This window comes from Clostridium carnis (assembly GCF_054657435.1).
The window spans coordinates 1-24,602 of sequence record NZ_BAAHYS010000001.1 but is presented as its reverse complement, the minus strand read 5'-3'; the positions used below and the strand labels follow the sequence as shown (position 1 = coordinate 24,602).

The window sequence follows — 24,602 nt, the reverse complement described above, 5'->3', positions numbered from 1 at the left end:
TATGAATTATACTAAAGCTAAAGTAATTTCAAATGAAAAAGTTGTAGACGGAATATATAAATTAATTGTAGAAGACAATAATGAAGTTAAAGCAGGTCAATTTTATATGCTTAAGTTAAATGGTGCAACTCTTTTACCTAGACCTATAAGTATATGTGAGAAAGAATCTAAATCAATAACGTTTTTATATGCAGTTGTTGGAAATGGTACTAAAGAATATACAAAGCTTACAGAAGGCGATTTTATAAATTTAACAGGTCCATTAGGAAATGGATTTAATATCGAAGAGGATTTAGGTAAGGTAGCTTTAGTTTCAGGTGGAATAGGTACAGCACCTATGTTAGAGTTAGCCAAAAAATTGAGAGAAAAAGATAAAGATATTATAATGGACTTATATGCAGGATTCAGAGATGATACATATTTAATTGAGGAAATAGATAATTATGTTAATAAATCTTTTGTTACAACTAATACAGGGAAATATGGATATAAAGGCTTTGTAACTGATTTATTAGATGTTTCAAAATATGATACAGTTTTATGTTGTGGACCTGAAGTTATGATGAAAAAAGTAGCTGAAATGTGTAAAGAAAAAGGCACTAAAATATATGTGTCTATGGAAAAACATATGGCATGTGGTGTTGGTGCTTGTTTAGTTTGTACTTGCAAAACTAAAGATGGACATAAAAGAACTTGCAAGGATGGTCCAGTATTTGATGGAAGATATGTAGAACTATAAATCAAAGGGGGAAAGAAGTAATGTTAAAGATAAATATAAATGGGGTAGAATTTAAAAACCCAATAATTGCAGCTTCAGGAACTTTTGGTTTTGGAGCAGAATATAATAATTTTTATGATGTAGGAATATTAGGGGGGATATCTTCTAAAGGACTTACTTTAAATCCAAAAGAAGGAAACGAGGGAATAAGAGTTTATGAAACATCTTCAGGTATGATGAACTCAGTAGGACTTCAAAATCCAGGGATAGACAAATTTATTTTAGAGGAACTTCCAAGAATGAAAAAATTAGGCACCAACATTATAGCTAATGTTGGTGGGGGATGTATAGAAGATTATGAAACGGCAATAGAAAAACTTGTAGGAACAGATATTGATATGATAGAACTTAACATATCATGTCCTAATGTAAAATCAGGAGGAATGGCATTTGGAATAAAATCTAATGTTGCCTTTGATGTTGTTTCTAAAATAAAAAAAATATCAGATAAGCCATTAATGGTAAAGCTATCTCCTAATGCTGAAAATATAGTAGATATGGCTGTAAAATGTGAAGAGGCGGGAGCGGACTCAATATCTTTAATAAATACATTAAAGGGATTTGCAATAGATCCTTATAAGAGAAAGCCCATATTTAATAATATGTATGCAGGACTTTCAGGACCAGCAGTAAAGCCTATAGCACTTAGAATGGTACATGAAGTATCAAAGGCTGTAAATATACCTATAATAGGTTTAGGAGGAATCTCAACGGGATTAGATGCTATAGAATTTATGATGGCAGGTGCATCAGCAGTTCAAATAGGAACAATTAATTTTATAAATCCATTGGCAGGAAAAGAAATAATAAAAGAAATAGAAGAGTTTTGTTTATCTCAAGGAATTAAAAATATAAATGAAATAGTTGGATGTATAAAATAAAAAAATAGGTAATAGCTTATATGCTCTTACCTATTTTTTGTTCAATTTATTTTTTTAAGAATACTCCAGCAATTATGTTAAAGATATCTTTAATGATATCAATTTGATTAACGATGCCTTCCTTCATTACAATTGCTTCGGCAGTAGTTTCAACAGCAACATCGCTTATGTCTTTTATATTTTCAGAGATTCCATTTAAATTACTTAAAGTAGAATCTAAATTTTTTCTATTATCATCTAGGGTTTTATTAATATTAGTTATTAATGCACTAACTTTTCTTAATGTTATTATAAGATAAATTAGGGCTATAACAACTACAATTGCAATAACTCCTAAGAAAAGAGTATTTAAATCTATTGTAATAGTCATAATTTTATCCTTTCGTATTCACAGTTATTAAACTAAAGTTTCATCTTTACTTTCTTCAGCGATTTCTTCAGAAATAACTTCATTAGAATCGTCAGTTTCATGCTTTTTTGATTCTAAGTAGCTTGAAATTTTATTTTTAGCATCAGAGAAGTTAGATTTTGTAACTTCACTTGCTTCAATAGCTTTACATTTAATATTTTCTGTAGCTTCGTTAGCTTTAGATTTAATTGTATTATTTAAATCAGAAGCGGTTTGTTTTAAAGAGTGTCTTGTTTCTTTCCCAGATTTTGGAGCAAATAGTAATCCACTAGCTAGTCCAGCGGCAACCCCTAAAGTAGCTCCAATAGCAACATTTTTAGCAGTTTTAGCTTTTTCTTTTTTTGCTTTTTCTTTACGTTTTTGTTCAATTAATTTTGTTAAATTCATTTAAAATCCCCCTTTACTTATATAATGGAATTATAACCTTAATATGGCTTAAATACAAGGGTTAAGAGAGAATATAAGCAAATATAAAGAAAAATAAAAAACTTTATATTATTCTTAAAATATTGTAATATATAATTAGAATAAATATAAAACTTTAAAAGTTTTATTTGTAATTTCTTGTAATAGTTAAACAAAGGGGGACTAAAATGAAAAATAAAAAAGGTACTATTATATTTGGTATTATAATAGGGTGCTTAATTATTGCTATTTTAGTTGTAGGAAGGGCTATAATTTCGAAAGATTCTAAAGAAATTGTTGCAGCAACTAAATTCATAGAAGAATTGCAAGAAAATAATGTAATAGATATTGGTGAAAATTATATTAAAGATAGTAAAGAATCTAATACAGAAATAATTCCATTAAATAAATCTACAAATACAAATTCTAAAATACAGTTTTCAGTAATAGTGCAAAACTATGGAGTAGATTTAGATAGTGATTATAATGTTATTGGCTTTTCTAAAAAGGAATCATCATGTGAAGTAAAAGAAATAAAATATACTGAAGAAGAAGCTAAAAAACAAGCAGAAAAATATTTAAAAGAAATTGCAAATGAAAAAATAATGTTTAAGGAAATAAGAATAGTAGAAGGATCTAATGAACCTTTTTATACAGTAGTATTTTATAAGTGTAAAAATGGATATCCTTATTATGAATATGAGATTATAGCTAAAATAAACAAATGTACAGGAAAATTAGATGGATATACTAATTATACATTAGACCACGTTAAGCATATAAGTAAAATTAAAATAGATAAGAATGATGCTAATAAAATTGCAAAAGAGTATCTAGGAAAACTAAAAATAGAAGGTAAGATAGATGAAAATCCATTTACTGCATATGTCTCAGATAAAGATAAACATATACAACTTGCATATGTTTATACTATAGAAAGTAAAAATAAAGAAGGAAAATCAATTAAATATAAGTTATATGTTAGCGCTAATAGTGGAGAAGTTTTATGGTCTGACTTAGAAGCGTTAGTATCAAATTAATGGATATAAAAAAAGCTATGAAATTCATAGCTTTTTTTATATCCATTAATTTATGCTAAATATTCTTCTTCTTCGTAATCTTTCCATTCTTCCACTTCATCACCTAATTCAGGTATAGAAGAAGCTTTGAAAATAGGATCTTTTATTCCAGCTTTCTTTTGTGTGTTATAATCTTTAAGAGCTTTAAAAGCTATCTTACTTAAAAGAACTATTGCAATAAGATTTATAATTGCCATAAGCCCCATGAACACATCAGCAAGATTCCAAACTATATCCATGCTTACTAAAGAACCAAAAAACACCATAAATCCTACAAAAACTCTATAAAGTTGAAGATATATTTTTTTATCTGTAATAAATTGAATATTAGATTCTCCATAATAATAATTTCCAACTATAGAGCTGAAAGCAAAAAGTAAAATACAAATTGATATAAATACTCCGCCCCATGAGCCTACTTGTGAAGTAAGTGCCATTTGAGTAAGTTGAATTCCTTTTACAGATCCATCAATAGGAGCACCAGATAGCAGTATAATAAAGGCTGTACAACTACAAATTATTATTGTATCGGTAAAAACCCCAAGTGTTTGTATAAATCCTTGTTTAACAGGGTGAGAAACAGTTGCAGTTGCTGCTGCGTTAGGAGCAGATCCCATACCAGCTTCGTTAGAGAAAAGGCCTCTTTTAATTCCTTGCATTAAAGCGGCTCCAATACCACCACCAACAAATTGTTCAAAACCGAAAGCATTTTCAAAAATAATTTTCAATACTGATGGAATAGAACCAAGATTTTTTACTACTATAAATAATGCAACAGATATATATGCAATTGCCATTATAGGAACTAAAACTGATGAAACATTAGCAATTCTATTTACACCACCAAATATAATAACTATTGTGAAAATAGTAAGAATTATTCCTAGTACAGTTCTATTGAAACCAAATGATTCATTTAAAGCAACAGTTATAGTATTAGCTTGAACTGAATTAAATACCAATCCAAAAGATATAGTAATTAATATTGCAAATAATACACCCATCCATCTTTTATTAAGTCCTTTTTCCATATAATAAGCAGGACCACCTCTAAAGGAATTACCATCTTTAACTTTATATATTTGAGCTAAAGTAGATTCTATAAAGCTAGAAGCAGCTCCAACAAGTGCTATTAGCCACATCCAAAATATTGCCCCAGGTCCACCAATAGCTATAGCTGTTGCTATACCTGCTAAGTTACCAGTACCAACTCTTGAAGCTGTACTAATACAGAATGCTTGAAATGATGATACAGTATTACTATCCTTTGATTTAGATGCACCATCACCTAAAAGTCTAAACATTTCTTTTATATTTCTGAATTGAACAAATCTAGTTTTAAATGTAAAGTATAATCCTATAAGGATTAACGGAGCTATTAAAATATAGGTCCATATAAAATCATTAATTTTTAATATAAAATTATTTAAAAAATCCATATTATTTCCCCCTTTTTATTATCTTCTTTTCATTAATGTTTATATAATATAATATATATAAAGAAAATGCAAGAATAAAGTTAAGTTAATTCATAAAAACTTAAAAAGTTATATTAAAATACTAAAATTACAAAATATATTGAATTATGAACTGACAACTTATGCAAAAGAATAGGTAATGTAAACGAAAAAAAGAAGTCTAATAGGATTTTATCCATATTAGACTTCTTTTATAAGTTTTTTAAAAACTTTATTTAAGAAAATATATCCAATACATTTCTAAAAGCTATAAATGGGGATATGCCAAAAAAGTTTGATCCAGAATTTCCTCTAGCACTTGGTTGGTTTGGTGCATTTGGTTGAGGCTGATTGTTAGGTGGAGATTCTGGATTTTCTGGTGGCGCTGGATTTGTTGCCTCACCTGCATTATCTTTTTCTAGTTCAATTATAATTGTATCTCCTTTTTTAGCTTTTGTAGCTGAAAGACTTTTAATATTTCTATTTTTAGAATCAGGGTTTGAAATTGTGACATTAACACCTTTTTCTTTTAAAGCAGAAATTGCTGAATCAACATTACTACCAATATTTATTCCAAGATCAGATAAATTAAAGCCCTCATCTTTTGGTTTAGCTTTAGTATCATCCTTCTCTGTTGGAAGAATATATTTAAAGTCAGCTGTTTTAGGATTTGGATTTTGTTTCTTTATAAAGACTCTTTCTTCAATTAAATCCTTTGGAGTATTATCAGTTGCAAGTTTATTGTTGTTTTTATTTACTTTAGCAGATACATGGACATCACATACACCATGTGGCTCAGTACCACTAATAAATAGTTCACTTCTTACTCTTGAACCTCTTGGATCTTTATGACAAAGATCAGTAGGACGCTTACCAGAATCTATACAGATATCAACACTAACAACACCATCAGGTTTTTGAGATATTTCCTTATATTCTAATCCTTCATGAGCAGGAGTCATAATTTTTCCCCAAAGTCCTGCAGCAGAAGAACTATAACTTTGACCACCCATTACACTGTGGTTATCATAACCTATCCAAACAGCTCCAGAATAGTAAGGTGATAGTCCTGCAAACCAAAAGTCAGTTACATTACTAGTTGTTCCAGTTTTACCTACTATAGGCATATTAGGAAGCTTAGCCTTAGCACCATCAAAGGTTAAAGGACCTTTTAATAAATCTTGCATTATATATGCTGTTTGTGGAGAAAATACTTGCTTTTGTTTAACTTCAGGTTGTAAAATAACTTTTCCAAAAGCATCAACGACTTTTGTGTATAATTTAGGTTCTGTATATAAACCATTATTACCAAATGTTCCATATGCAGCAGCAAGTTTGAATGTATTACCACCATCTGGATCTTCAGGTGAATTAGTAAATTCTCCTAAAGATAAAGTTGAAATTGTTTTAGAAGCATCGCTATATACTAATCCTAATTTCTCACCATAAGACAATCCAGTTTCAACGCCTATTAAGTCTTCAACAGTTACAGCTGCAATGTTTTTTGAAAGTGCAAGACCTTCTCTTGAGGTTATTAAACCATCTAATTTGAAGTTCCAGTTTGATGGATTATAAGGACTACCATTATCCATATATTTATTTGCTATAGAAGATGGAAGTGGAGCATCATCTATAGAAGTTGCAGCTGTAATAACTTTTGTATCTATTCCAGGACCATAAACTGTTAAAGGTTTAGTTGTAGAAGCTATAGATCTTAAAGCAAAATATGCTCTATTTGTAGAAGATGCAGGTTGATTACCTCTACCTCCAACTAATGCTTTAACTTGACCAGTATGGTAATCCATAATTACAGCAGAAGCTTGAAGCTTTGGAGTACCATTTGCGTCGTATTCCTCAGGATTACGATATTGATCAATACTTAAATTTTCTCTATCATTTAATATTGCTTGAGTAGAGTCTTGAAGTTTTCTATCCATAGTTGTATAAATCTTTAAACCACCATTTACAAGAAGCTTTGAAATTTCTTCATCAGTATATTTATAAACTTCTTTTAAGTCCTTTTTTACTTGGTCTAAAGCAGGATAAGCAAACCATTCATAGTTTAATTTATAATTAATTTCAGCTTGAGAGAATTTAAATTCATTTTTATCTACAAAAGCGTATGCAGAATTATACTCATCTAGAGTAATAAATCCTAAATCTCTCATTTTCATTAAAACTGTTTTAGTTCTATCTAAATATGCAGTTGGATCTTGTTTATTATCAGGATTATAAGGACTATAATAACTTGGAGCTTGTGTCAATCCTGCAATAAAAGCACATTCAGGCAGTGTTAAATCTTCTACATGCTTTTCAAAGAAATATCTTGCAGCAGCTTCTACACCATAAATTTTACCACCAAGTGGAATTGTATTTAGATAAGATTCTAATATTTGATCTTTTGAAAGTTTACTCTCTAATTTTATAGAAAGATATATTTCTCTAAGTTTTCTTTCGATTTTTACATCGTTTGTTAAAAGTGTATTTTTTATAAGTTGTTGAGTTAAAGTTGAACCACCTTGAATACCACCATTACCAGTTACTAAATACATAGCACTTCTATAAGCTGATCCTAATATTCTTTTTACATCAATTCCCTTATGTTGATAAAAACGCTCATCTTCTATTGCAACATAAGCATTTTTAAGGTTTGTAGGCATTTGTTCAGATTTTACAACATATCTTTCCTCTTCAGTTGGAAGATTATCTATAAATTCTTCGTTGCTATCAAACAGCATAGAGGCTTGATTTAAGTTTCTTACAGAGTTAATATCAAGAGGCTCAGTACTTTTTACAACTGCAAAAACATAACCTAATCCTACAACAAAGCATAATAGTACTGCTATTAAAATTGTTAATAAAATACCTTTAATTATTTTTTTATATCTAGGTTGATTTTTTTTCTTATTCGATTTTTTACCTTTTTTAGCTTTAGCTTGGCTTTTTTCTTCTCTAGAATTTTTATTGTTAGCCATTTGTTCCTCCCTCATAAAATAAATTATTAAATGAATTTAAAATAAATATTATAGAATATTATAGCATATTTATATAAAGAGTAAAATAATAACTGGCGAAGGTGCTTATGAAGTATTATACAAAAAAACCTAAAATACGCCTAAGGATAAAACATAAAAAGCTTATATTAGTCATTATTATCATTTTTGTTCTATTTAATTCCATTTTATACTGTATAGATAATAGTATTTTACCAGCAGTATTAAAAATGGCAGAAGAAGAAATGAAAAGAGAAGCAACAGATATAGTTTATGAAACTGCACTTGATATTTATTCAAGAGAATTTAATTATTCTGATATGGTAATAGTAGAAAAAGATAATAATGGAAATATTACTATGATAAGAGCTGATACTGTAAAATTAAATTATTTATCATCTAAATTGGTCTTAGAAAGCAATAAAAAATTAATGAACCTACAGGAACTTGGTGTAAAGGTTCCATTAGGATATATGACAAAAAATTTAGTCATTCATAACTTAGGGCCTAAAATAAATATTAAAATGGAACAAGTTGGGAATATTACAAGTAGCTATGAATCTGTTTTTGAAAGCGCAGGAATAAATCAAACTAGGCATAAAATATATTTAAATGTTGATTTGAAAATTAGAGCCATACTGCCAATGAATAGTAAGGATATTAATATAACATGTCAAATACCAGTTGCAGAAACTATAATTGTTGGTAAAATTCCAAATACAGCAATAGAACTAAATAAGCCTTGATAAGTTATAAAAAATAAAATCAGTGGCAAATTTGCCACTGATTTTATTTTTTATAAGGATTATTTTTCCCAATTAAATACATAAGGAACATTTCTATAGAAACTTTCGTAGTCTAATCCATATCCTACAACAAATAAATCTTCTATTTCAAAGCAACAATAGTCAGGCTTTAAATTTACTTTTCTTCTTGAAGGTTTATCAAGTAAAACACAAGTTTTTACAGATGCAGCACCACGATCTTTTACATAATTAATAACAAATTCCATTGTGTAGCCAGTATCAATAATGTCATCAACTATTAGTACATCCCAGCCTTCTATATTATCTGGAATATCATTAACAACTTTAACTTCTCCAGTACTTTCTTCTCCATGGCCATAGCTAGAAGTTGTCATGAATCCAACTTTAGCTTTGCAATCCAAAGCTCTAAATATATCAGCACCAAAAATAAAGCTTCCTCTTAATAATGGTAATACGTAAAGCTTCTTGTCCTTGTATTCTTCAGTGATAACCTTACCAAGCTCAGCAATTCTAGTTTTTATTTGTTCTTCTGTAAAAAGAATGTTACGATTTCTATCTTCCATTAGTATTCCTCCAAAATGTGTATTTTAAAAGCGTAATGTCGTATTTACAATGTTGAGTTAATAGTATAAAATTATATGAAAGTTGTCAAGAGTAAGAATACGAGGTGATATTATGATACATGGAAATATAGATGGTATTAAAAAATCTTTTCTAGAGGAGCTTGAAAACCTTTATAAAGCAAAAGTATTAAAAGATGAAGTTTGCAGTAGAGAGATAATAGAAACAATTTCGAGAGTTTCAAGTATTATCGAAAGAGAAATAAGTATTGCAGTGGATAGAAGAGGAAAAGTTGTTTCTGTAGCTATTGGAGATTCTACTTCTGTAGAAATAGCTATGATTGATATTAGAGAAAAAAGATTATCAGGTGTTAGAGTAATTCATACACACCCAAATGGTTTATCAAACTTTTCAGCATTAGATTTAACAGCTCTTTTAAAGCTTAAGCTAGATGCTATTATGGCTATTGGTATATATAATGGGAAAATAATAGATTGTTCATTAGGTATGTTAACTATAACTAATGATATGTTAGATTATGAAGAAAAATCAAATTTATCTATTGATGAAATTCTTTCAATACATATATTAGATAAAATACAACATATTGAAGGTTTGATAAAAGAAAAAGATATAATTGAAGATGAAGGTGAAAGAGCAATACTTGTAGGATCAGACACTAAGGAAAGCTTAGATGAACTTAAAGAGTTAACTAAAGCATGTGATATACCTGTATTAGATATGATATATCAAAGCAGAAGCAAAATAGATCCAGCTTTTTATATAGGAAAAGGAAAAGTCTTAGAAATTGCACATTTAAGACAAACAGAAAGAGCTAATATTATAATTTTTGATGATGAATTATCAGGATCACAAGTTAGAAATCTTGAAGCTGCATTAGGAGCAAAAGTTATAGATAGAACTACACTTATTTTAGAAATCTTTGCAAGAAGAGCTAAAAGCAAGGAAGCTAAAATTCAAGTTGAGCTTGCACAACTTAAATATAGACTTGGAAGGCTGCAGGGCCTTGGAACTGTTTTATCTAGAACTGGAGGAGGAATAGGAACTAGAGGTCCTGGAGAAAAGAAGTTAGAAACAGATAGAAGACATATAAGAGAAACAATTTATGATTTAAACGATCAACTTAAAAAAATTAAGAAAATTAGAGAGACGCAAAGAGAAAAGAGAAATAAAGAAAGTATTCCAAAAGTATCTTTAGTTGGATATACAAATGCAGGTAAATCAACATTAAGAAATAAGCTATGTGATATAGCAGCTCAAAAGGAAACTCAAGGGAAAGATAAAGTATTTGAAGCTGATATGCTTTTTGCAACATTAGATATTACAACAAGAGCTATAGTATTAAAAAATAAAGGAATCGTAACTTTAACAGATACAGTAGGGTTTGTAAGAAAGCTACCTCATGATTTAGTAGAGGCATTTAAGTCAACTTTAGAAGAGGTTATATACGCAGATCTTTTATGTCATGTAGTTGATACTTCATCACATTATGCTTTAGAGCAAATAAAAGCAGTTGAAGAGGTTTTAAGTGAATTAGGAGCAAAAGATAAAGACACAATTTTAGTTTTAAATAAAATAGATAAGGCAACAGATGATCAAATAAATGAAATTGTAGAAGCTTGTAAGGAATACAAAACAATTCAAATATCTGCAAAAGAAGGAATTGCTTTAGAAGAGTTATTAAATATAATTGAGGAAAATTTACCATATAAAATGAAAAGATGCGAATATTTAATTCCTTATGATAGAAGTGATATAGTTTCATATCTTCATAGAAATGGTAGAGTTTTAGAAGAAGATTATAAAGATAATGGTACATTTATGATAGTTGAAGTAGATGATGAAACATTTAATAAATCAGAAAACTTCATAACAAGTATATTAACTAATTAATATAAGTATAATAAAAAGAGTTTATATTATAAAAATTAAATAAAATTATAATAATTTTTACTGCAATGATTATTAGACTTCATTGCAGTTTTTTTATATAATAAATTCAATGATAAAACTAAGGGGGCAAGGCTGTATGGGAAAGGCTGTTATAGAATATCAAAAAGCATATAAAGAAATAACAGACGGATTAAGAAAAAACAAAAACATAATTGGTATATTAGTTTTTGGAAGTATGGTAACAGGGGATTTATGGGCAGAGTCAGATATAGATTTATTTGTAATATGTAAAGATGATTTTTCAAAAGTTAGGGATGTATATTCAGAAGTAAATGATATACCAGTCCATATAAAGTTTTTAAATAAAGAATCATTTTTAAATGGATATTATAGCACAGGAGATAAATATACTATAAAAAGTATTTTACTATCCTCTAGGCTTATATATTCAAAGGATGAAGAAATATCTAGAATATATGAAAATAGCAAGTATACTACAATATCAGATAAGGGTATATGGAACTTAGTTTACTTAGGTAAATTACTTAAAGATATTGGAGTGTGTAAAAAGTATCTTCATAAAGGTGGATTATATACGTCATATGAAGTTCTAATTAGAGCTTTAGATAATTTTTCTAAAGTATATTTAAATATAAATGGATATACAGTTAGTAAGGACTCTTTGTCTATGGCTTGTAATTTAAATAATACTTTTAATGATAAAATTACAAAGCTATTTTCAATGGAAGTTAAAAGTGAAAACATACAAGAGATGTTAGATTTAGTAGAGGGATATATAAATAATAATATTGTAATTATCTCAGAAATGATTATTAATTTATTAAAAAGCTATGATGGATATTTAAGTTCTTATGATATTAAAGACTATGATGAGTTTAGGAATTTTGATATTAAGGTAGAGGATATATTAAAGCTTCTATATAAAAATGATATTGTTTTAAAAGATATAAGAGAATTTCATGATTCTTATGGAAATATATTAACAAGAGAAAATGTATATTCATATAAAAGGATTTAATTTGGGTGATTAAGTGAAGGGAAAATTTAATATAATATTTAATGATGAAATTCCAAAGTATATTCAAATTTCAAATCATATAAAGGAACTTATAGAAAATAAGAGCATTAGTGAAGGTGAGAAGTTGCCTGCTATAAGAGAACTTACAAATTTTTTGAAAGTAAACAGTGTAACAGTAGTTAATGCTTATAAAAAGTTAAAAAATGAGGGGTATGCTTTTCAAAAGGTAGGATCAGGAACTTATGCCAAAAGAAAAGAGGGACTTCCTCTATTTAATAGAGAGTATTCTAAGTATTTCAAAAAATTAACAGAAAAAGATTTAGAAGAAATAATAGATTTTTCAGGAGAAACATCTACAGAAGTGTATTTTCCAATAATAGAATTTAAAGAAGTAATAAATAAAGTTTTAGATAGAGATGGAGCTAATGCACTAATTATTAAAGAACCTCTTGGTTATGAGGAGTTAAGAAAAACAATTAATAAATGTTTTTGGGAGAATAAGTTAAACTTAGATAACATGCTTATTGTATCTGGAGCACAACAAGGTATAGATATAGCTTCAAAAGCAATGCTTAATATAAATGATAATGTAATAGTTGAAAAGCCAACTTATGGAGGAGCTCTTTCTGTTTTTAAGTGGAGAAGGGCAAATATTTTTGAAGTAGAGTTAGAAAGTGATGGAGTAAACTTAAAAGAATTTGAAGAGATACTTAAGAAAAATAAAATAAGATGCTTCTATACTATGAGTTGTCTTCATAATCCTACAGGAATAAGCTATAGTAAAGAAAAAAAGCTAAAGCTTATAGAGCTTGCAGAAAAATATGACTTTTATATTATTGAAGATGATTATTTATCAGAGTTACTTTATGAAGAAGAAAAAGAATATAAGCCTTTAAAAAGGTTAGATAAATACGATAGAGTTATTTATATAAAAAGTTTTTCGAAAATATTTTTACCAGGAATAAGGCTTGGATATATTATAACTCCAACCTCTTTTAGAGAAAGTCTTCAAAACTCTAAAATAAATACCGATATAGCAACGTCAAGTTTAATGCAAAGAGCTCTTGAATTATATATAAGAGAAGGATTTTGGAAGGGTCATATAGAGTATCAAAAAGAAGAGTACAAAAAAAGATATTATCTTATGAATAAATTAATCAAAGAAAAATTAGGAAATAGTGTAAATTATATTGATCCAAAAGGTGGATTAAGTTTCTATATAGAATTGAAAAATAAGAATTTAACTTCTAAAGAACTATTTTATAAGTTAAAAGAAAAAAACATATATATAACTCCAGGAATTATATTTTTTAGATTTCCTACTGATGGAAACAATTATTTTAGGATAGGTTTTTCTCAAGTAAATGAAGAAAAAATAATTAAAGGAATAGATATTATAAGAGAGGAGATAAAGTAAATGTCATATGTGACAATAAGGGATTTTGGTGAAGATAATTTTATAGAAAAAAAATCAGAATTTATTGGATACGCAAAAAGATGTGAAACAGAGGAGGAAGCTAAAGCCTTTGTTATGGAAATTAAAAATATGCATAAACAAGCAACTCATAATTGTTGGGCTTATGTAGTGGGAAAAAACATGGGAATACAAAGATATAGTGATGATGGAGAGCCTCAAGGAACAGCAGGAATTCCTATATTAGAAGTAATGAAAAAAAGTAATGTTACAGATTGTGCTATTGTAGTAACAAGATACTATGGAGGTATATTACTTGGAACAGGAGGACTTACTAGAGCATATACAAAAGGAGCTTCTATAGCTTTAAAAGCTGGAGGAGTTGTTGAAAAGGTTGATGGAGTTAAAAACTCTATTCATATGGAGTATGATATGCTAGGAAAAGTTCAATATATATGTGCTCAAAATAATTGGCATATAGAAGATATTGAGTATTCAGATAAAGTTATTGTTAATATTCTATCTGAAGTTACTATATCAGATAAAATTAAAAAAGAAATGATAGACTCATCAAATGGAAAAATTAATATAACAAAATCAGAAGAAGGAATATATTTTAAAGAAGAAAATAGACTATTTAAAATAATATAATAAAGGTTATTTAAATTAAGATATTAATCAAGAGAAATAGCTATAATTGTAAAAAAATAATAAATGTGATATAATTTTAGAAAATAATATTTTAAATTTTTAATTAGAAGTTGGGAGGAATCAACATGTCAGGACATTCAAAGTGGCATAATATCCAAAATAAAAAAGGAAAAGCAGATGCAAAAAGAGGTAAAATATTTACTAAAATAGGTAAAGAAATAGTAATTGCAGTTAAAAATGGTGGTCCTGTGCCCGACTCTAACCCAAAATTAAGAGATGCAATAGCTAAGGCAAAGGCTGCAAATATGCCAAATGATACAATTTCAAGATCAATAAAAAAAGCTTCAGGAGAATTAGCATCAGTTAACTATGAAAAAATAGTTTATGAAGGTTATGGTCCATCAGGAGTAGCTGTAATAGTAGAAACTTTAACAGATAATAAAAATAGATCAGCAGGTAATGTAAGAAGTGCATTTACTAAAGGTGGCGGGAATATGGGAGCTTCAGGTTGTGTAGCATTTATGTTCCAAGAAAAAGGTGAAATAGTAATTGAAAGAGAAGACAAAGATGAAGATGAAGTTATGATGATGGCTTTAGATGCAGGTGCAGAAGATTTTGCAGCTGAAGAAGAGGTATTTATAGTAACAACAACACCAGAAGATTTTGGAACAGTAAGGGAAGCTTTAGAAGCAGAAGGACTTGAATTTTTAGAAGCAGAAATTAAAATGATTCCAGATACATATACTGAAATCGGAGAAGAAGATGCTAAAAAGTTCCAAAAAATGTTGGATTTACTTGATAATGATGATGATGTTCAAGAAGTTTGGCATAATGCAGAATCAGAATTTTTAGATTAAAATAACTATAAAAGGCTATCTTAAAATTATTATTAAATAATCTTAAGATAGCCTTTCTTTAGTATTTTGTTAGTTTTTAAGACTAGAGTTTATACATTTTATTAATAAATTTTCTATTTCGTAATTATCTAAAGAAACTTGTCCTATTTTACCATGACGTCTATCCATTCTTAAATCTGTATGAAAATCTGAACCAGCTGTATAAATCATATCTTTTTCTGTAGATATTTTTTTATAATATTCTGTTTGAGAAGGGGTGTTTTTTGAGTAAATTGCTTCTATTCCATCAAAAGGAAGTTTTATTATTTCATTAAATATACCAGATTTTAAACGAACAGGGTGAGCTAAAATAGCACATCCGCCAAAATATTTAATTAAATCAATTCCTAAATTTGTATCAAGAACTTCTTTATTATTACTTTTCCTAATTTCAATTGAATTACCTATAAAATTTTTTACAGATTTTATATTATGCTTTTTTATATATTTTAATAACCTAGAAAAATCATTATTTTTATAAATATCTGTAGTAAAGTACCCAAGAATATGAGCTTTTTTTCCATAAAAACTTGTAGATAGCTCTATGCCAGGTATAACTTTTACACCAAGCCATTCTCCAGCTTTAATAGCTTCATCAATTCCAATTGTAGTATTATGATCTGTTATGGAGATTATATCTAATTTAGACTCTCTTGCCATAATAACAATTTCAGTAGGGGTATATGCTCCATCAGAGCATATAGTGTGAATATGAAAATCTCCTTTTGTATACATATTTTATCTCCAATGTAAGTATTCTTATACATAGTATTCATAAAGATAAAAAAATGTAACATTGATTATAGGAGTTAGAAGTATAATTTAAAAATTATTAATAAACACTACAAAAAAATATTAACTAATAATTATTGTTGACAAAGACAATATTTTGATATAAATTAGTTATATAACTAATAGTTAGATTTCTTACTAAATGAGGTGGTAAAATGGAGAGAAAAAACTTATTAAATGAAATAGCAATTATTTATCATTGGATGAAAGAAATGTTTAAAAATTTTGAGGTTTCAGAAGTAGAGACTTCTTTAAATAGTACACAAGCAAGAGTGATTATAATGATTTATAATCATAAAGATAATACAATGAGTAAAATAAGTAGAGGTGTTGGTTTAGAGAAAGGTTCATTTACATCTGTAATAGATAACTTAATAGAAGAGGGTTATGTTATAAGAAATAGAAATGTAAAGGATCGTAGAAAAATTTCTTTGGAACTTACAGAGAAGGGTAGATTAATTGCTGAAGATATGCAAAATATAATGTTAAAAAAAATTGAAGCTTTTATATATAAAGATGGAGATGAAAAAGCTAAAGAATATTTAAATGCTATTAGAGTGTTATCAGAACTATCTCCAATGGCAAAAAGAAGTTAGGAGAATGTAGTTATGAATGAAAAAAGATTAAATATATTAGCAAATGAAAAAGTAACAAAAGCAATTTTTAAAATGTCTTTACCTATGGTTATGGGAATGATGGTTCAGGTTTTATATAATCTAGTTGATACATATTTTATAGGAAGATTAAATGACTCAAATCAATTAGCAGCTGCAAATATAGCCTTCCCAATATTTATAGTATTTATGGCTCTTGCAGGAACAGTAGGATTAGGAGCAGCATCATATATATCAAGAGCTTTAGGTGATAATAAAAATGAGATTGCAAATAAAACAGCAAGTATAGCAGTAGTATTATGTATGGCAATTGGAATACTAATTTCAGTACTTGGTTTAATATTTATAAAACCATTAGTCTCAATATTAGGAGCAAGTGATAATACATTTATATATAGCATTCAATATGTAGGAATAATGCTTCTTGGAGGTATATTTATTATTGGAAATTTTGCTTTAGGACAGCTTCTTCGCGCAGAAGGTGGAGCAATGCAATCTATGATGGGATTATTAATTGGAACAGTTGCAAATATTATTTTAGATCCAATACTTATATTTACATTTAATATGGATATAGTAGGTGCAGCTCTTGCAACTATAATAGGAAATCTTTTAGGATTCTTATATTATGCGTATGTGTTTTATAAACAAAAAACAGTTACTAAAATAAATTTAAAGTTATTTTCATTTGATAAAAAAATATTTAAAGAGATATTTAAAATAGGAATACCAGCATCATTAGGACAAATGCTTATGAGCATTGCAATAATTGTATCTAATAATATAGCAGTAAATTATGGTGATACTACTATAGCTGGAATGGGAGTTGCAAGTAAAATTATGACAATAGGGACATTTATTTTTATGGGATTCTCATCTGGATGTCAACCTTTAGTAGGATTTAGTTATGGGGCAAAAAATATAAATAGAATAAAAGAAATAATATTTAAGGGTATTTTAATAACATCTATAATAGGAATAACCCTTGCCATATTATTTAGTATATTTGCTAAACCTTTAATTACTTTATTTATAAATGATACAGAGGTAATAAACACTGGAGCAATAATACTTTCAGCACTTTCAATATCTTTGCCTTTTATAGGAGGACAAATGGTAAGCACAACAAGTGTTCAATCAATGGGAAAGGCAGTACCTGCATTAATTTTATCAATATCTAGACAAGGAATATTATATATTCCTCTAATAATTATATTAAATAAAATAGCAGGATTTAGTGGGTTTATATATGCACAGCCAATTACTGATGTTATAATGTTTGGATTATGTATTATAGTATTAATTACTGTATTAGTTAGAGAAGAAAAAATATATAATAAAGAAAGAAAAATAGGATAAATTAATATTTTTAAATTAAAATAGAAACTTAAGGTTTTATTAATTTTATAAATAATATAAAAACTAATAAATAATAAAAGAAGTAAAAAGGAATTTTTCCTATTTGGCAATTAAGACTTTATTATCCAAAAAAACTATGATATAATCACTTTGTATTTTGCAAAGGGGAGGTTCCACAGTATGAAACACATAAAAACAATAAACAAATCAAATATAAAAAATAGCTTAGCTAAGCCAGGATGTAAAGAGTGTGCTAACTCATGTCAATCTGCATGCAAGACTTCTTGTACAGTTGCAAACTTAGAATGTGAAAACTAATATTATAGCAGTAACTTTATAAGGTTACTGCTTAATTTTTAGTATTATAAGTATGGAAATTACTGCTACTTAAGTAGCTAGTTATATAAAAATATTTAAATTGAAATAGATAAATTTTAAGGAGAATAAATATGGCTTTAATTCATAAATTTAAACAAGGCGATAACTTTTTTGTATTAGATGTTAATACAGGAGCAGTTCATATAGTAGATGAGCTAGTATATGATTTAGTAAATGAAGATAAAATGGAATCTAAAGAGGAACTTATTTCGAAATTTGCCAATAAATACAAAGAAAGTGTTGTATCAGAAGCTTATGATGAAATAATGGAATTAGTAAATGAAGAAATATTATATTCAAAGGATCAATATGAGGAAATAGCCCATGGTTCTATGGATGATAGAGATTATATAAAAGCAGTATGTTTAAATATAATTCATGGATGTAACTTAAGATGTAAATATTGTTTTGCTGATGAAGGTGAATACAACGGAAATAAAGGAGTAATGTCTCTTGATACAGCTAAAAAAGCTATAGATTATGTTGTAAAAAGAAGTGGTCCAAGAAGAAATATTGAAATTGATTTATTTGGTGGAGAACCAACCATGATAATGGATACTATAAAAGAAATTATCAAGTATGCAAGAGAAAATGAAAAAGAGTGGAAAAAGAATATTAGATTTACTATGACAACAAATGCAACTCTTTTAAATGATGATATGATGGATTTTATGGATAAGGAAATGGGAAATATAATACTTTCATTAGATGGAAGAAAGTGTGTAAATGATAATGTAAGAATTAAAGTAGATGGTAGTGGTTCTTATGATGACATAATTCCTAATATAAAGAAGATGATAAAAAAGAGAACGCCAGGGAAGATGTATTATGTAAGAGGTACATTCACAAGAGCTAATACAGATTTTTATGAAGATGTAATGGCTATGGTAAATGAGGGGTTTGATGAAGTTTCAATTGAACCAGTAGTTTTAGAAAAAGGACACGCTTTAGCTTTAAGAGAAGAAGATTTACCTGTAATTATGGAAAACTATGATAAATTATATGAAGATATGGCTAAAAGAAAAAGAGAAGGAAAAGAAGAGTACAATTTCTATCACTTTAATGTAGATTTAAATGGTGGACCATGTGTATATAAAAGAATTTCAGGATGTGGTGCAGGATTTGAATATGTAGCTATTACTCCACAGGGAGATGTTTATCCATGTCATCAATTTGTAGGAAAAGAAGAGTTTAAACTTGGAACTATTTTTGATGATACGTATAATAAGGACTTAGGTAAGGAATTTAAAAAAGCACATATATATAATAAGCCAAAGTGTAGAGATTGTTGGGCAAGATTCTACTGTAGCGGTGGATGTCAAGCAAATAATTTCAGTTTTAATGGAGATATGAAAGTTCCATATGAAATTGGATGTAAAATGCAAAAGAAGAGAATTGAATGTGCTATAGCTTTAAAAGCAGAATAGTAGCTGTATTATAAGCTAAATTGAAATAGAAAATTAATAAAGTGGTTATGTATTATAGATATATATCATTTAGCTGTTTAAAATTTAAGTCAGCTTATGATAATAGATTTTTATACATAGCCACTTTAATAATTTAAATTAAAAGGAAGAGAAAGATGGAGTATTTATTAAGTAATAATATTAAATTAATTTATAAAAAAGGTTTATCAAACTTAACTTCAGTTTCTATTGCCTTAGAAGCGGGAGCGGCAATGGAAACTGAAAAGCTTGGAGTTGCTCATGCAACAGAGCATATGATTTATAAAGGAACTAAGAAAAGAAGTGAAAGTGATATAAATTATGAATTAAGTAAAATATTTGGTTTTCAAAATGCTATGACAAATTTCCCTTATGTAATTTATTACGGTACTTTATTAGGAGAAGACTTAAAAGAAGGGTTAGAAATTTTTGCAGATTTATTAATAAATCCATTATTTGAAGAAGCTGGTTTTAAAGAAGAGATGGATGTAATTAAAGAAGAGTTAAAAGAGTGGGATGAGGAATTAGATCAATATTGTGAAGATAAATTATTTATAAATTCATTTAAAAGTAGAAGAATTAAATATCCAATAATAGGTACAATGGAGGATTTAAATAATATATCGTTAGTAGATATTAAAGATTTTTATAATAATTACTACGTACCAGAAAATACATCTATTGCAATAGTAACTTCATTAGATTTTGAAGAGGTAAAAAATATAGTAGAAGAGTTATTTTTAAGTTGGAAAACATTAAAAAATATGATAAAGAAAAGTGAAGTTAAGTATGAAGAGCCTATTAAAGATAAATTTATAGATATAAGAAGTGGAAGTAATACTTGTAGAGTAGAAATTGTTTTTCCAATTCATAATCTTAATGAAAATGAAATAAAGGCATTAAGAATATTTAATGAATTTTTTGGTGAAGGCGTAAATTCTATATTATATGATACTTTAAGAACTAAAAATGGACTTATTTATGATGTTATTACAAAGATAGCTTTAGAAAAATATATTAAGCTTTATAAAATAACATTCAATACATCTAGTGATAATATAAATAAGACATTAGAACTAATAAATCAAAGTATAGAAAACTTAGATTTATTTAAAGAAAAATTAACTAATGAAGATATAATTAATTTAGTAAAGTCTATAAAGTTAAAGAGATTATTTAGAGAAGAACAAAGTATTATATTAGCAAAAGAGCTGTCAACATATAGTGCTATGTTTAATGATTATAAAATATATGAAAAGGAATTAGTTGATTTAGAGAAAGTATCAAAGGATTTAATTTTTAAAGTTGCTAAAAGTGTATTAAAAAGTCCTTCTATTGAAATTATAAAAAATAATATAAGATAAATAATTAAAAAAATTAAATTATTTAGGTTAGAAAGAGGTGTATTTATTGGAGAAAAAGATTCCACTTTTAAATGAATTATTAAAGTATAAAAAAGAGAATAATCTAATATTATCTATGCCAGGAAATAAATGTGGAAGAGGATTTCTTAGAGATAGTATTGGAGAAGAATTTGCAAATACATTATGCTTTTTAGATATTACAGAAGTAGATCCATTAGATAATTTACATTGTCCTGAGGGCGTTATAAAAGAAGCACAAGATATGCTTGCAAAAACCTATGGAGCTAAAAAAGGATACTTCTTAGTAAATGGAAGTACTAGTGGAAACCTTGCAGCTATATTCTCTGCCTTTAAAGAAGGAGATGAGATATTAGTTGAACGTAATTGCCATAAATCAATATATAATGGAATTATATTAAGAAAATTAAAAGTTATATATGTAGAACCAGTTATAGATGAAGAAAATGGAATACTTTTACCTCCCAATAAAGAGAATGTATATAAAGCACTAGAAAAATCCAAAAACCCAAAGGGAATAATAATAACCCACCCAAATTATTTTGGTATAAGCTATTCAATTGAGGAATTTGTATTAGAATTAAAGAATAGGGGATTAAAAATAATAATAGATGGAGCTCATGGAGCACATTTTGGATTTAATGAAAAATTACCTAAATCAATAGTAACATTAGGTGATTATGTAGTTTTAAGTGCTCATAAAACTTTACCATCATTAACTCAAGGGGGATATCTTCTAGTAAATGAGGAAAATAGTGAAATTGAGTTTTATTTAAAAGCATTTATGACAACATCTCCATCATATTTAATAATGGCTTCATTAGATTATGGAAGATATTATTTAGATAATCATGCTAAAGATGACTATAATAAACTTATAAAATTATCAGAAGTATGGAAAGAAAAAATAAATTTATTAAATAAATGTACTATTTTAAGTAAAGAATCTTTAAGGAGTGGATATCACTTAGATTTAACTAGATATATAATGATATTAGAGGATGGATATAGTGGACATAAGCTTTTAGATTATTTAAGAGAAAATAAAATACAAGGAGAAATGAGTTTTTCTAAAGGGGTTATTTTAATTTTATCTCCATTTAATCTTGAAAAAGACTTTTTAAAGATATACAATGTGATGAATAATTTAAATATGGAAAAATTAAAAGATGTATATATTGGAAAAAATTTAAATTATATACCAGAAAAAATTATGGAACCTTATGAGATATTTGAAAAAGAAGGAACGTTGATTAATTATAGAAATGCAGAAGGAAAAGTTGTAAAAGAAGCTATAATACCATATCCACCTGGAGTACCTCTAGTTTGTGGAGGAGAAATAATAACAAAAGAAGTTATAGATATAATAGATGAATATGTAAACTCTAGAAGAAGTATAATCGGAGTTAAAGATAACTTCATAAATATATGTAAATAAGTTTTTAAATTATTATTAAAGCCCAATGGGAAGTTATATAAATCCTATTGGGCTTTTTTGAGTTATAATATATTTAATAATAAAAATTGAGGTGTAAATATGATTAAAGCATTAAAAGAATCCTTTTTATTTAAGGGAATAGATGAAAGTATAATTGAAGGTATTTTAAAAAATAGTAATTATAAGTTGAAAGATTATCATAAAGGTGAGATAGTTGCAAACCAAGGAGAAAAGTGTAATAGTTTATCTGTAATTATATCTGGAAAGGCAGCAATACAAACAATATACGAAAATGGAAAAGTTCTTACTTTAGCAAACTTTAATGTAAGTGATATTTTTGCAGAAGCATTATTATTTTCCAAAGATAAAGAGTATCCAGCAACTGTAATAGCAATAGAAAATTGCAAAATATTATCTTTTTCAAGAGAAGCTATTTTATCAATTATAAAAGAAAATACAAAGGTAACAGAAAATATATTAAGCCTTCTATCACAAAAAATCGTTTTGTTGAATAGAAAAATAAATTTAGTTGAATTAGATTCAATAAGAAGAAAAATATGTAAATTGCTATTAGATAATTATAAAATAAATAATACAATGTCATTGAAAATAAATTCTAAAAAAGAATTAGCAGAGGAACTTGGGATTCCTAGACCATCATTATCAAGAGAGCTAATAACAATGAAAGAGCTAGGTCTTATATCAGTTACCTTAAAAGATATAACTATTTTAAATTTAGAGGCTTTAGAAGATGAATTTTTCAATTAAATTTAAAGAAAATATTGACAACAGATAAGAGGTATAATATACTCTATTTAAGGTTTTAGAAAACTATTAAATAGAGGTGGTATAATGAGTAAATATTTTATTAAAGAAAGACTGTTTTCTATTGGAGCAAAATTTGATGTTTATGATTCAAATGAAAATCCTGTATATCTAGTTGAGGCAGATAAATTTGATATAGGAAAAAATATCAATATTTATAATGCAGATAAAGGAAAAAGACTTCTATATATGAAGCAACAAATAAGATTAGGAGCACATAAGTATTTAGTTTATGACCATGATATGAAGGAGCTTGCTACAATAAAAAAAGAATTTATGGTTCCAGAGTATAATATTACTGGTGAAATAGGAAATTTAAATATGGAATCTAGTAGTATTTTGGGAAGACATTATACAGTTAGAAATGGAAGTATAGAAATTGGGAAAATTGATAAGGAGTTCACATTTGGAAGAGATAGATATTCCTTAGAAGTATATGATGAAAATTATAAAATATTTTTAGTTTGTTTATTAGTAATGATTGATATGGTTAGGTTTAACTCTGATAATTAATATAATTTAAGTTAAAATGTGTATATGGATGTAAGTATAGTAGTATAATTAAAGAAATTAAGTAATAATATTTAAAAGTTATTTAGGAGGTATAAAATGGTACATGATATTGACTATAAGATATTTGGAAATGAAATGCAGTATGTAGAAATTGAACTTGATCCAAGAGAAACTGTAGTTGCAGAAGCTGGTGGTATGATGATGATGGATAATAGTATTAGCATGGAAACTATTTTTGGAGACGGAAGTGAAAAAAGCCAAAGTGGAATTTTTGGTAAATTAGGTGGAGCAGCAAAAAGAGTTATTACTGGAGAAAGCTTGTTTATGACATCTTTTACTAATACAGGTGTTACTAAAGAGAAAATTTCATTTGCAGCTCCATATCCTGGTAAAATAATACCAGTTGATTTAAGAATCTATGGAAATAAATTGATTTGTCAAAAAGACGCATTTTTATGTTGTGCTAAAGGTATTAGCGTTGGAATTGCATTTCATAAAAAGCTAGGAACTGGCTTTTTTGGAGGTGAAGGATTTATACTTCAAAAATTAGAAGGAGATGGCTTAGCTTTTATACATGCAGGGGGAACAATAGCTAAGAAAATATTAGGACCT

General features: G+C 27.4%; 24 protein-coding genes. 18 read left to right on the top strand and 6 right to left on the bottom strand.

The window, feature by feature from the left end:
* The first annotated feature begins 1 nt into the window (after position 1).
* Both ACYQ1T_RS00120 and ACYQ1T_RS00115 read left to right on the top strand, forming a co-directional pair.
* Complete coding sequence (locus ACYQ1T_RS00120; protein ID WP_459830586.1) at positions 2-739, top strand: dihydroorotate dehydrogenase electron transfer subunit; 738 nt, start codon at positions 2-4, stop codon at positions 737-739.
* Between the two features lie 20 nt (positions 740-759).
* The gene (locus ACYQ1T_RS00115; RefSeq protein WP_459830583.1) at positions 760-1,659 is read left to right on the top strand and encodes a dihydroorotate dehydrogenase; all 900 of its coding nucleotides are present in this window, start codon (positions 760-762) and stop codon (positions 1,657-1,659) included.
* A gap of 46 nt (positions 1,660-1,705) precedes the next feature.
* On the opposite strand, the gene ACYQ1T_RS00110 is transcribed toward ACYQ1T_RS00115, so the two are convergent.
* A complete protein-coding gene (locus ACYQ1T_RS00110; protein ID WP_459830581.1) occupies positions 1,706-2,029 on the bottom strand; it encodes a hypothetical protein in 324 nt (107 codons plus the stop codon).
* Between the two features lie 27 nt (positions 2,030-2,056).
* Entirely contained in the window at positions 2,057-2,455 is a 399-nt protein-coding gene (locus ACYQ1T_RS00105; RefSeq protein ID WP_459830578.1) for a YtxH domain-containing protein, read from the bottom strand.
* 206 nt (positions 2,456-2,661) lie between these two features.
* Here ACYQ1T_RS00105 and ACYQ1T_RS00100 point away from each other — a divergent pair, with 206 nt between their 5' ends.
* A complete protein-coding gene (locus tag ACYQ1T_RS00100; RefSeq protein ID WP_459830576.1) occupies positions 2,662-3,513 on the top strand; it encodes a PepSY domain-containing protein in 852 nt (283 codons plus the stop codon).
* 50 nt (positions 3,514-3,563) lie between these two features.
* Here ACYQ1T_RS00100 and ACYQ1T_RS00095 read toward each other — a convergent pair whose 3' ends face one another.
* A complete protein-coding gene (locus ACYQ1T_RS00095; protein WP_459830574.1) occupies positions 3,564-4,991 on the bottom strand; it encodes an alanine/glycine:cation symporter family protein in 1,428 nt (475 codons plus the stop codon).
* 254 nt (positions 4,992-5,245) lie between these two features.
* Positions 5,246-7,984 carry a transglycosylase domain-containing protein gene (locus tag ACYQ1T_RS00090; protein WP_459830571.1) on the bottom strand — a complete coding sequence of 913 codons (2,739 nt, stop codon included), beginning with the start codon at positions 7,982-7,984 and terminating at the stop codon, positions 5,246-5,248.
* 107 nt (positions 7,985-8,091) lie between these two features.
* Here ACYQ1T_RS00090 and yunB point away from each other — a divergent pair, with 107 nt between their 5' ends.
* Complete coding sequence (yunB, locus tag ACYQ1T_RS00085; RefSeq protein ID WP_459830568.1) at positions 8,092-8,748, top strand: sporulation protein YunB; 657 nt, start codon at positions 8,092-8,094, stop codon at positions 8,746-8,748.
* Between the two features lie 59 nt (positions 8,749-8,807).
* Here the strand turns inward: yunB and hpt are convergent, their stop codons facing one another.
* The gene (gene hpt / locus ACYQ1T_RS00080; protein ID WP_459830566.1) at positions 8,808-9,332 is read right to left on the bottom strand and encodes a hypoxanthine phosphoribosyltransferase; all 525 of its coding nucleotides are present in this window, start codon (positions 9,330-9,332) and stop codon (positions 8,808-8,810) included.
* Positions 9,333-9,444: 112 nt separating this feature from the next.
* Between hpt and hflX the strand changes: the two genes are divergently transcribed.
* The 5 genes from hflX (at position 9,445) to ACYQ1T_RS00055 (ending at position 15,205) form a co-directional block, all read left to right on the top strand.
* On the top strand, positions 9,445-11,244 hold the full coding sequence (gene hflX, locus ACYQ1T_RS00075) for a GTPase HflX (protein ID WP_459830563.1): 1,800 nt from the start codon (positions 9,445-9,447) through the stop codon (positions 11,242-11,244).
* Between the two features lie 136 nt (positions 11,245-11,380).
* Positions 11,381-12,283: a nucleotidyltransferase domain-containing protein gene (locus tag ACYQ1T_RS00070; RefSeq protein ID WP_459830561.1), complete on the top strand. Its 903-nt coding sequence runs from the start codon at positions 11,381-11,383 to the stop codon at positions 12,281-12,283.
* A 13-nt stretch (positions 12,284-12,296) separates the two neighbouring features.
* On the top strand, positions 12,297-13,700 hold the full coding sequence (locus ACYQ1T_RS00065; protein WP_459830558.1) for an aminotransferase-like domain-containing protein: 1,404 nt from the start codon (positions 12,297-12,299) through the stop codon (positions 13,698-13,700).
* Positions 13,701-14,348, top strand: coding sequence for a YigZ family protein (locus tag ACYQ1T_RS00060; protein WP_459830556.1), 648 nt, complete (start codon positions 13,701-13,703; stop codon positions 14,346-14,348). It begins immediately after the preceding gene.
* Between the two features lie 125 nt (positions 14,349-14,473).
* Positions 14,474-15,205 (top strand): YebC/PmpR family DNA-binding transcriptional regulator, encoded by a 732-nt coding sequence (locus ACYQ1T_RS00055; protein ID WP_459830554.1) that lies wholly within the window; start codon positions 14,474-14,476, stop codon positions 15,203-15,205.
* Positions 15,206-15,274: 69 nt separating this feature from the next.
* On the opposite strand, the gene ACYQ1T_RS00050 is transcribed toward ACYQ1T_RS00055, so the two are convergent.
* On the bottom strand, positions 15,275-15,979 hold the full coding sequence (locus ACYQ1T_RS00050) for a PHP domain-containing protein (protein WP_459830552.1): 705 nt from the start codon (positions 15,977-15,979) through the stop codon (positions 15,275-15,277).
* A gap of 212 nt (positions 15,980-16,191) precedes the next feature.
* Here ACYQ1T_RS00050 and ACYQ1T_RS00045 point away from each other — a divergent pair, with 212 nt between their 5' ends.
* From ACYQ1T_RS00045 to ACYQ1T_RS00005, 9 genes are all read left to right on the top strand, one after another.
* Positions 16,192-16,632, top strand: coding sequence for a MarR family winged helix-turn-helix transcriptional regulator (locus tag ACYQ1T_RS00045; protein WP_459830550.1), 441 nt, complete (start codon positions 16,192-16,194; stop codon positions 16,630-16,632).
* Between the two features lie 12 nt (positions 16,633-16,644).
* Positions 16,645-18,009 carry an MATE family efflux transporter gene (locus ACYQ1T_RS00040; RefSeq protein WP_459830548.1) on the top strand — a complete coding sequence of 455 codons (1,365 nt, stop codon included), beginning with the start codon at positions 16,645-16,647 and terminating at the stop codon, positions 18,007-18,009.
* 180 nt (positions 18,010-18,189) lie between these two features.
* Positions 18,190-18,327: a six-cysteine ranthipeptide SCIFF gene (gene scfA, locus ACYQ1T_RS00035; protein ID WP_459830546.1), complete on the top strand. Its 138-nt coding sequence runs from the start codon at positions 18,190-18,192 to the stop codon at positions 18,325-18,327.
* A 131-nt stretch (positions 18,328-18,458) separates the two neighbouring features.
* The gene (gene scfB, locus ACYQ1T_RS00030; RefSeq protein WP_459830544.1) at positions 18,459-19,814 is read left to right on the top strand and encodes a thioether cross-link-forming SCIFF peptide maturase; all 1,356 of its coding nucleotides are present in this window, start codon (positions 18,459-18,461) and stop codon (positions 19,812-19,814) included.
* A gap of 155 nt (positions 19,815-19,969) precedes the next feature.
* Positions 19,970-21,196, top strand: coding sequence for a M16 family metallopeptidase (locus ACYQ1T_RS00025; RefSeq protein WP_459830542.1), 1,227 nt, complete (start codon positions 19,970-19,972; stop codon positions 21,194-21,196).
* Positions 21,197-21,242: 46 nt separating this feature from the next.
* The gene (locus ACYQ1T_RS00020; RefSeq protein ID WP_459830540.1) at positions 21,243-22,652 is read left to right on the top strand and encodes an aminotransferase class I/II-fold pyridoxal phosphate-dependent enzyme; all 1,410 of its coding nucleotides are present in this window, start codon (positions 21,243-21,245) and stop codon (positions 22,650-22,652) included.
* 99 nt (positions 22,653-22,751) lie between these two features.
* Positions 22,752-23,420, top strand: coding sequence for a Crp/Fnr family transcriptional regulator (locus ACYQ1T_RS00015; RefSeq protein WP_459830537.1), 669 nt, complete (start codon positions 22,752-22,754; stop codon positions 23,418-23,420).
* Between the two features lie 84 nt (positions 23,421-23,504).
* Positions 23,505-23,990 (top strand): LURP-one-related/scramblase family protein, encoded by a 486-nt coding sequence (locus ACYQ1T_RS00010; protein WP_459830534.1) that lies wholly within the window; start codon positions 23,505-23,507, stop codon positions 23,988-23,990.
* Positions 23,991-24,086: 96 nt separating this feature from the next.
* Positions 24,087-24,602: AIM24 family protein (locus ACYQ1T_RS00005; protein WP_459830532.1), on the top strand; the 516-nt coding region annotated here is incomplete at its 3' end.

Coding starts and splice junctions, on each gene's coding strand:
- ACYQ1T_RS00120 (WP_459830586.1), top strand. CDS start 2: ATGAATTATACTAAAGCTAAAGTAATTTCAAATGAAAAAGTTGTAGAC.
- ACYQ1T_RS00115 (WP_459830583.1), top strand. CDS start 760: ATGTTAAAGATAAATATAAATGGGGTAGAATTTAAAAACCCAATAATT.
- ACYQ1T_RS00110 (WP_459830581.1), bottom strand. CDS start 2,029: ATGACTATTACAATAGATTTAAATACTCTTTTCTTAGGAGTTATTGCA.
- ACYQ1T_RS00105 (WP_459830578.1), bottom strand. CDS start 2,455: ATGAATTTAACAAAATTAATTGAACAAAAACGTAAAGAAAAAGCAAAA.
- ACYQ1T_RS00100 (WP_459830576.1), top strand. CDS start 2,662: ATGAAAAATAAAAAAGGTACTATTATATTTGGTATTATAATAGGGTGC.
- ACYQ1T_RS00095 (WP_459830574.1), bottom strand. CDS start 4,991: ATGGATTTTTTAAATAATTTTATATTAAAAATTAATGATTTTATATGG.
- ACYQ1T_RS00090 (WP_459830571.1), bottom strand. CDS start 7,984: ATGGCTAACAATAAAAATTCTAGAGAAGAAAAAAGCCAAGCTAAAGCT.
- yunB (WP_459830568.1), top strand. CDS start 8,092: ATGAAGTATTATACAAAAAAACCTAAAATACGCCTAAGGATAAAACAT.
- hpt (WP_459830566.1), bottom strand. CDS start 9,332: ATGGAAGATAGAAATCGTAACATTCTTTTTACAGAAGAACAAATAAAA.
- hflX (WP_459830563.1), top strand. CDS start 9,445: ATGATACATGGAAATATAGATGGTATTAAAAAATCTTTTCTAGAGGAG.
- ACYQ1T_RS00070 (WP_459830561.1), top strand. CDS start 11,381: ATGGGAAAGGCTGTTATAGAATATCAAAAAGCATATAAAGAAATAACA.
- ACYQ1T_RS00060 (WP_459830556.1), top strand. CDS start 13,701: ATGTCATATGTGACAATAAGGGATTTTGGTGAAGATAATTTTATAGAA.
- ACYQ1T_RS00055 (WP_459830554.1), top strand. CDS start 14,474: ATGTCAGGACATTCAAAGTGGCATAATATCCAAAATAAAAAAGGAAAA.
- ACYQ1T_RS00050 (WP_459830552.1), bottom strand. CDS start 15,979: ATGTATACAAAAGGAGATTTTCATATTCACACTATATGCTCTGATGGA.
- ACYQ1T_RS00045 (WP_459830550.1), top strand. CDS start 16,192: ATGGAGAGAAAAAACTTATTAAATGAAATAGCAATTATTTATCATTGG.
- ACYQ1T_RS00040 (WP_459830548.1), top strand. CDS start 16,645: ATGAATGAAAAAAGATTAAATATATTAGCAAATGAAAAAGTAACAAAA.
- scfA (WP_459830546.1), top strand. CDS start 18,190: ATGAAACACATAAAAACAATAAACAAATCAAATATAAAAAATAGCTTA.
- scfB (WP_459830544.1), top strand. CDS start 18,459: ATGGCTTTAATTCATAAATTTAAACAAGGCGATAACTTTTTTGTATTA.
- ACYQ1T_RS00025 (WP_459830542.1), top strand. CDS start 19,970: ATGGAGTATTTATTAAGTAATAATATTAAATTAATTTATAAAAAAGGT.
- ACYQ1T_RS00015 (WP_459830537.1), top strand. CDS start 22,752: ATGATTAAAGCATTAAAAGAATCCTTTTTATTTAAGGGAATAGATGAA.
- ACYQ1T_RS00010 (WP_459830534.1), top strand. CDS start 23,505: ATGAGTAAATATTTTATTAAAGAAAGACTGTTTTCTATTGGAGCAAAA.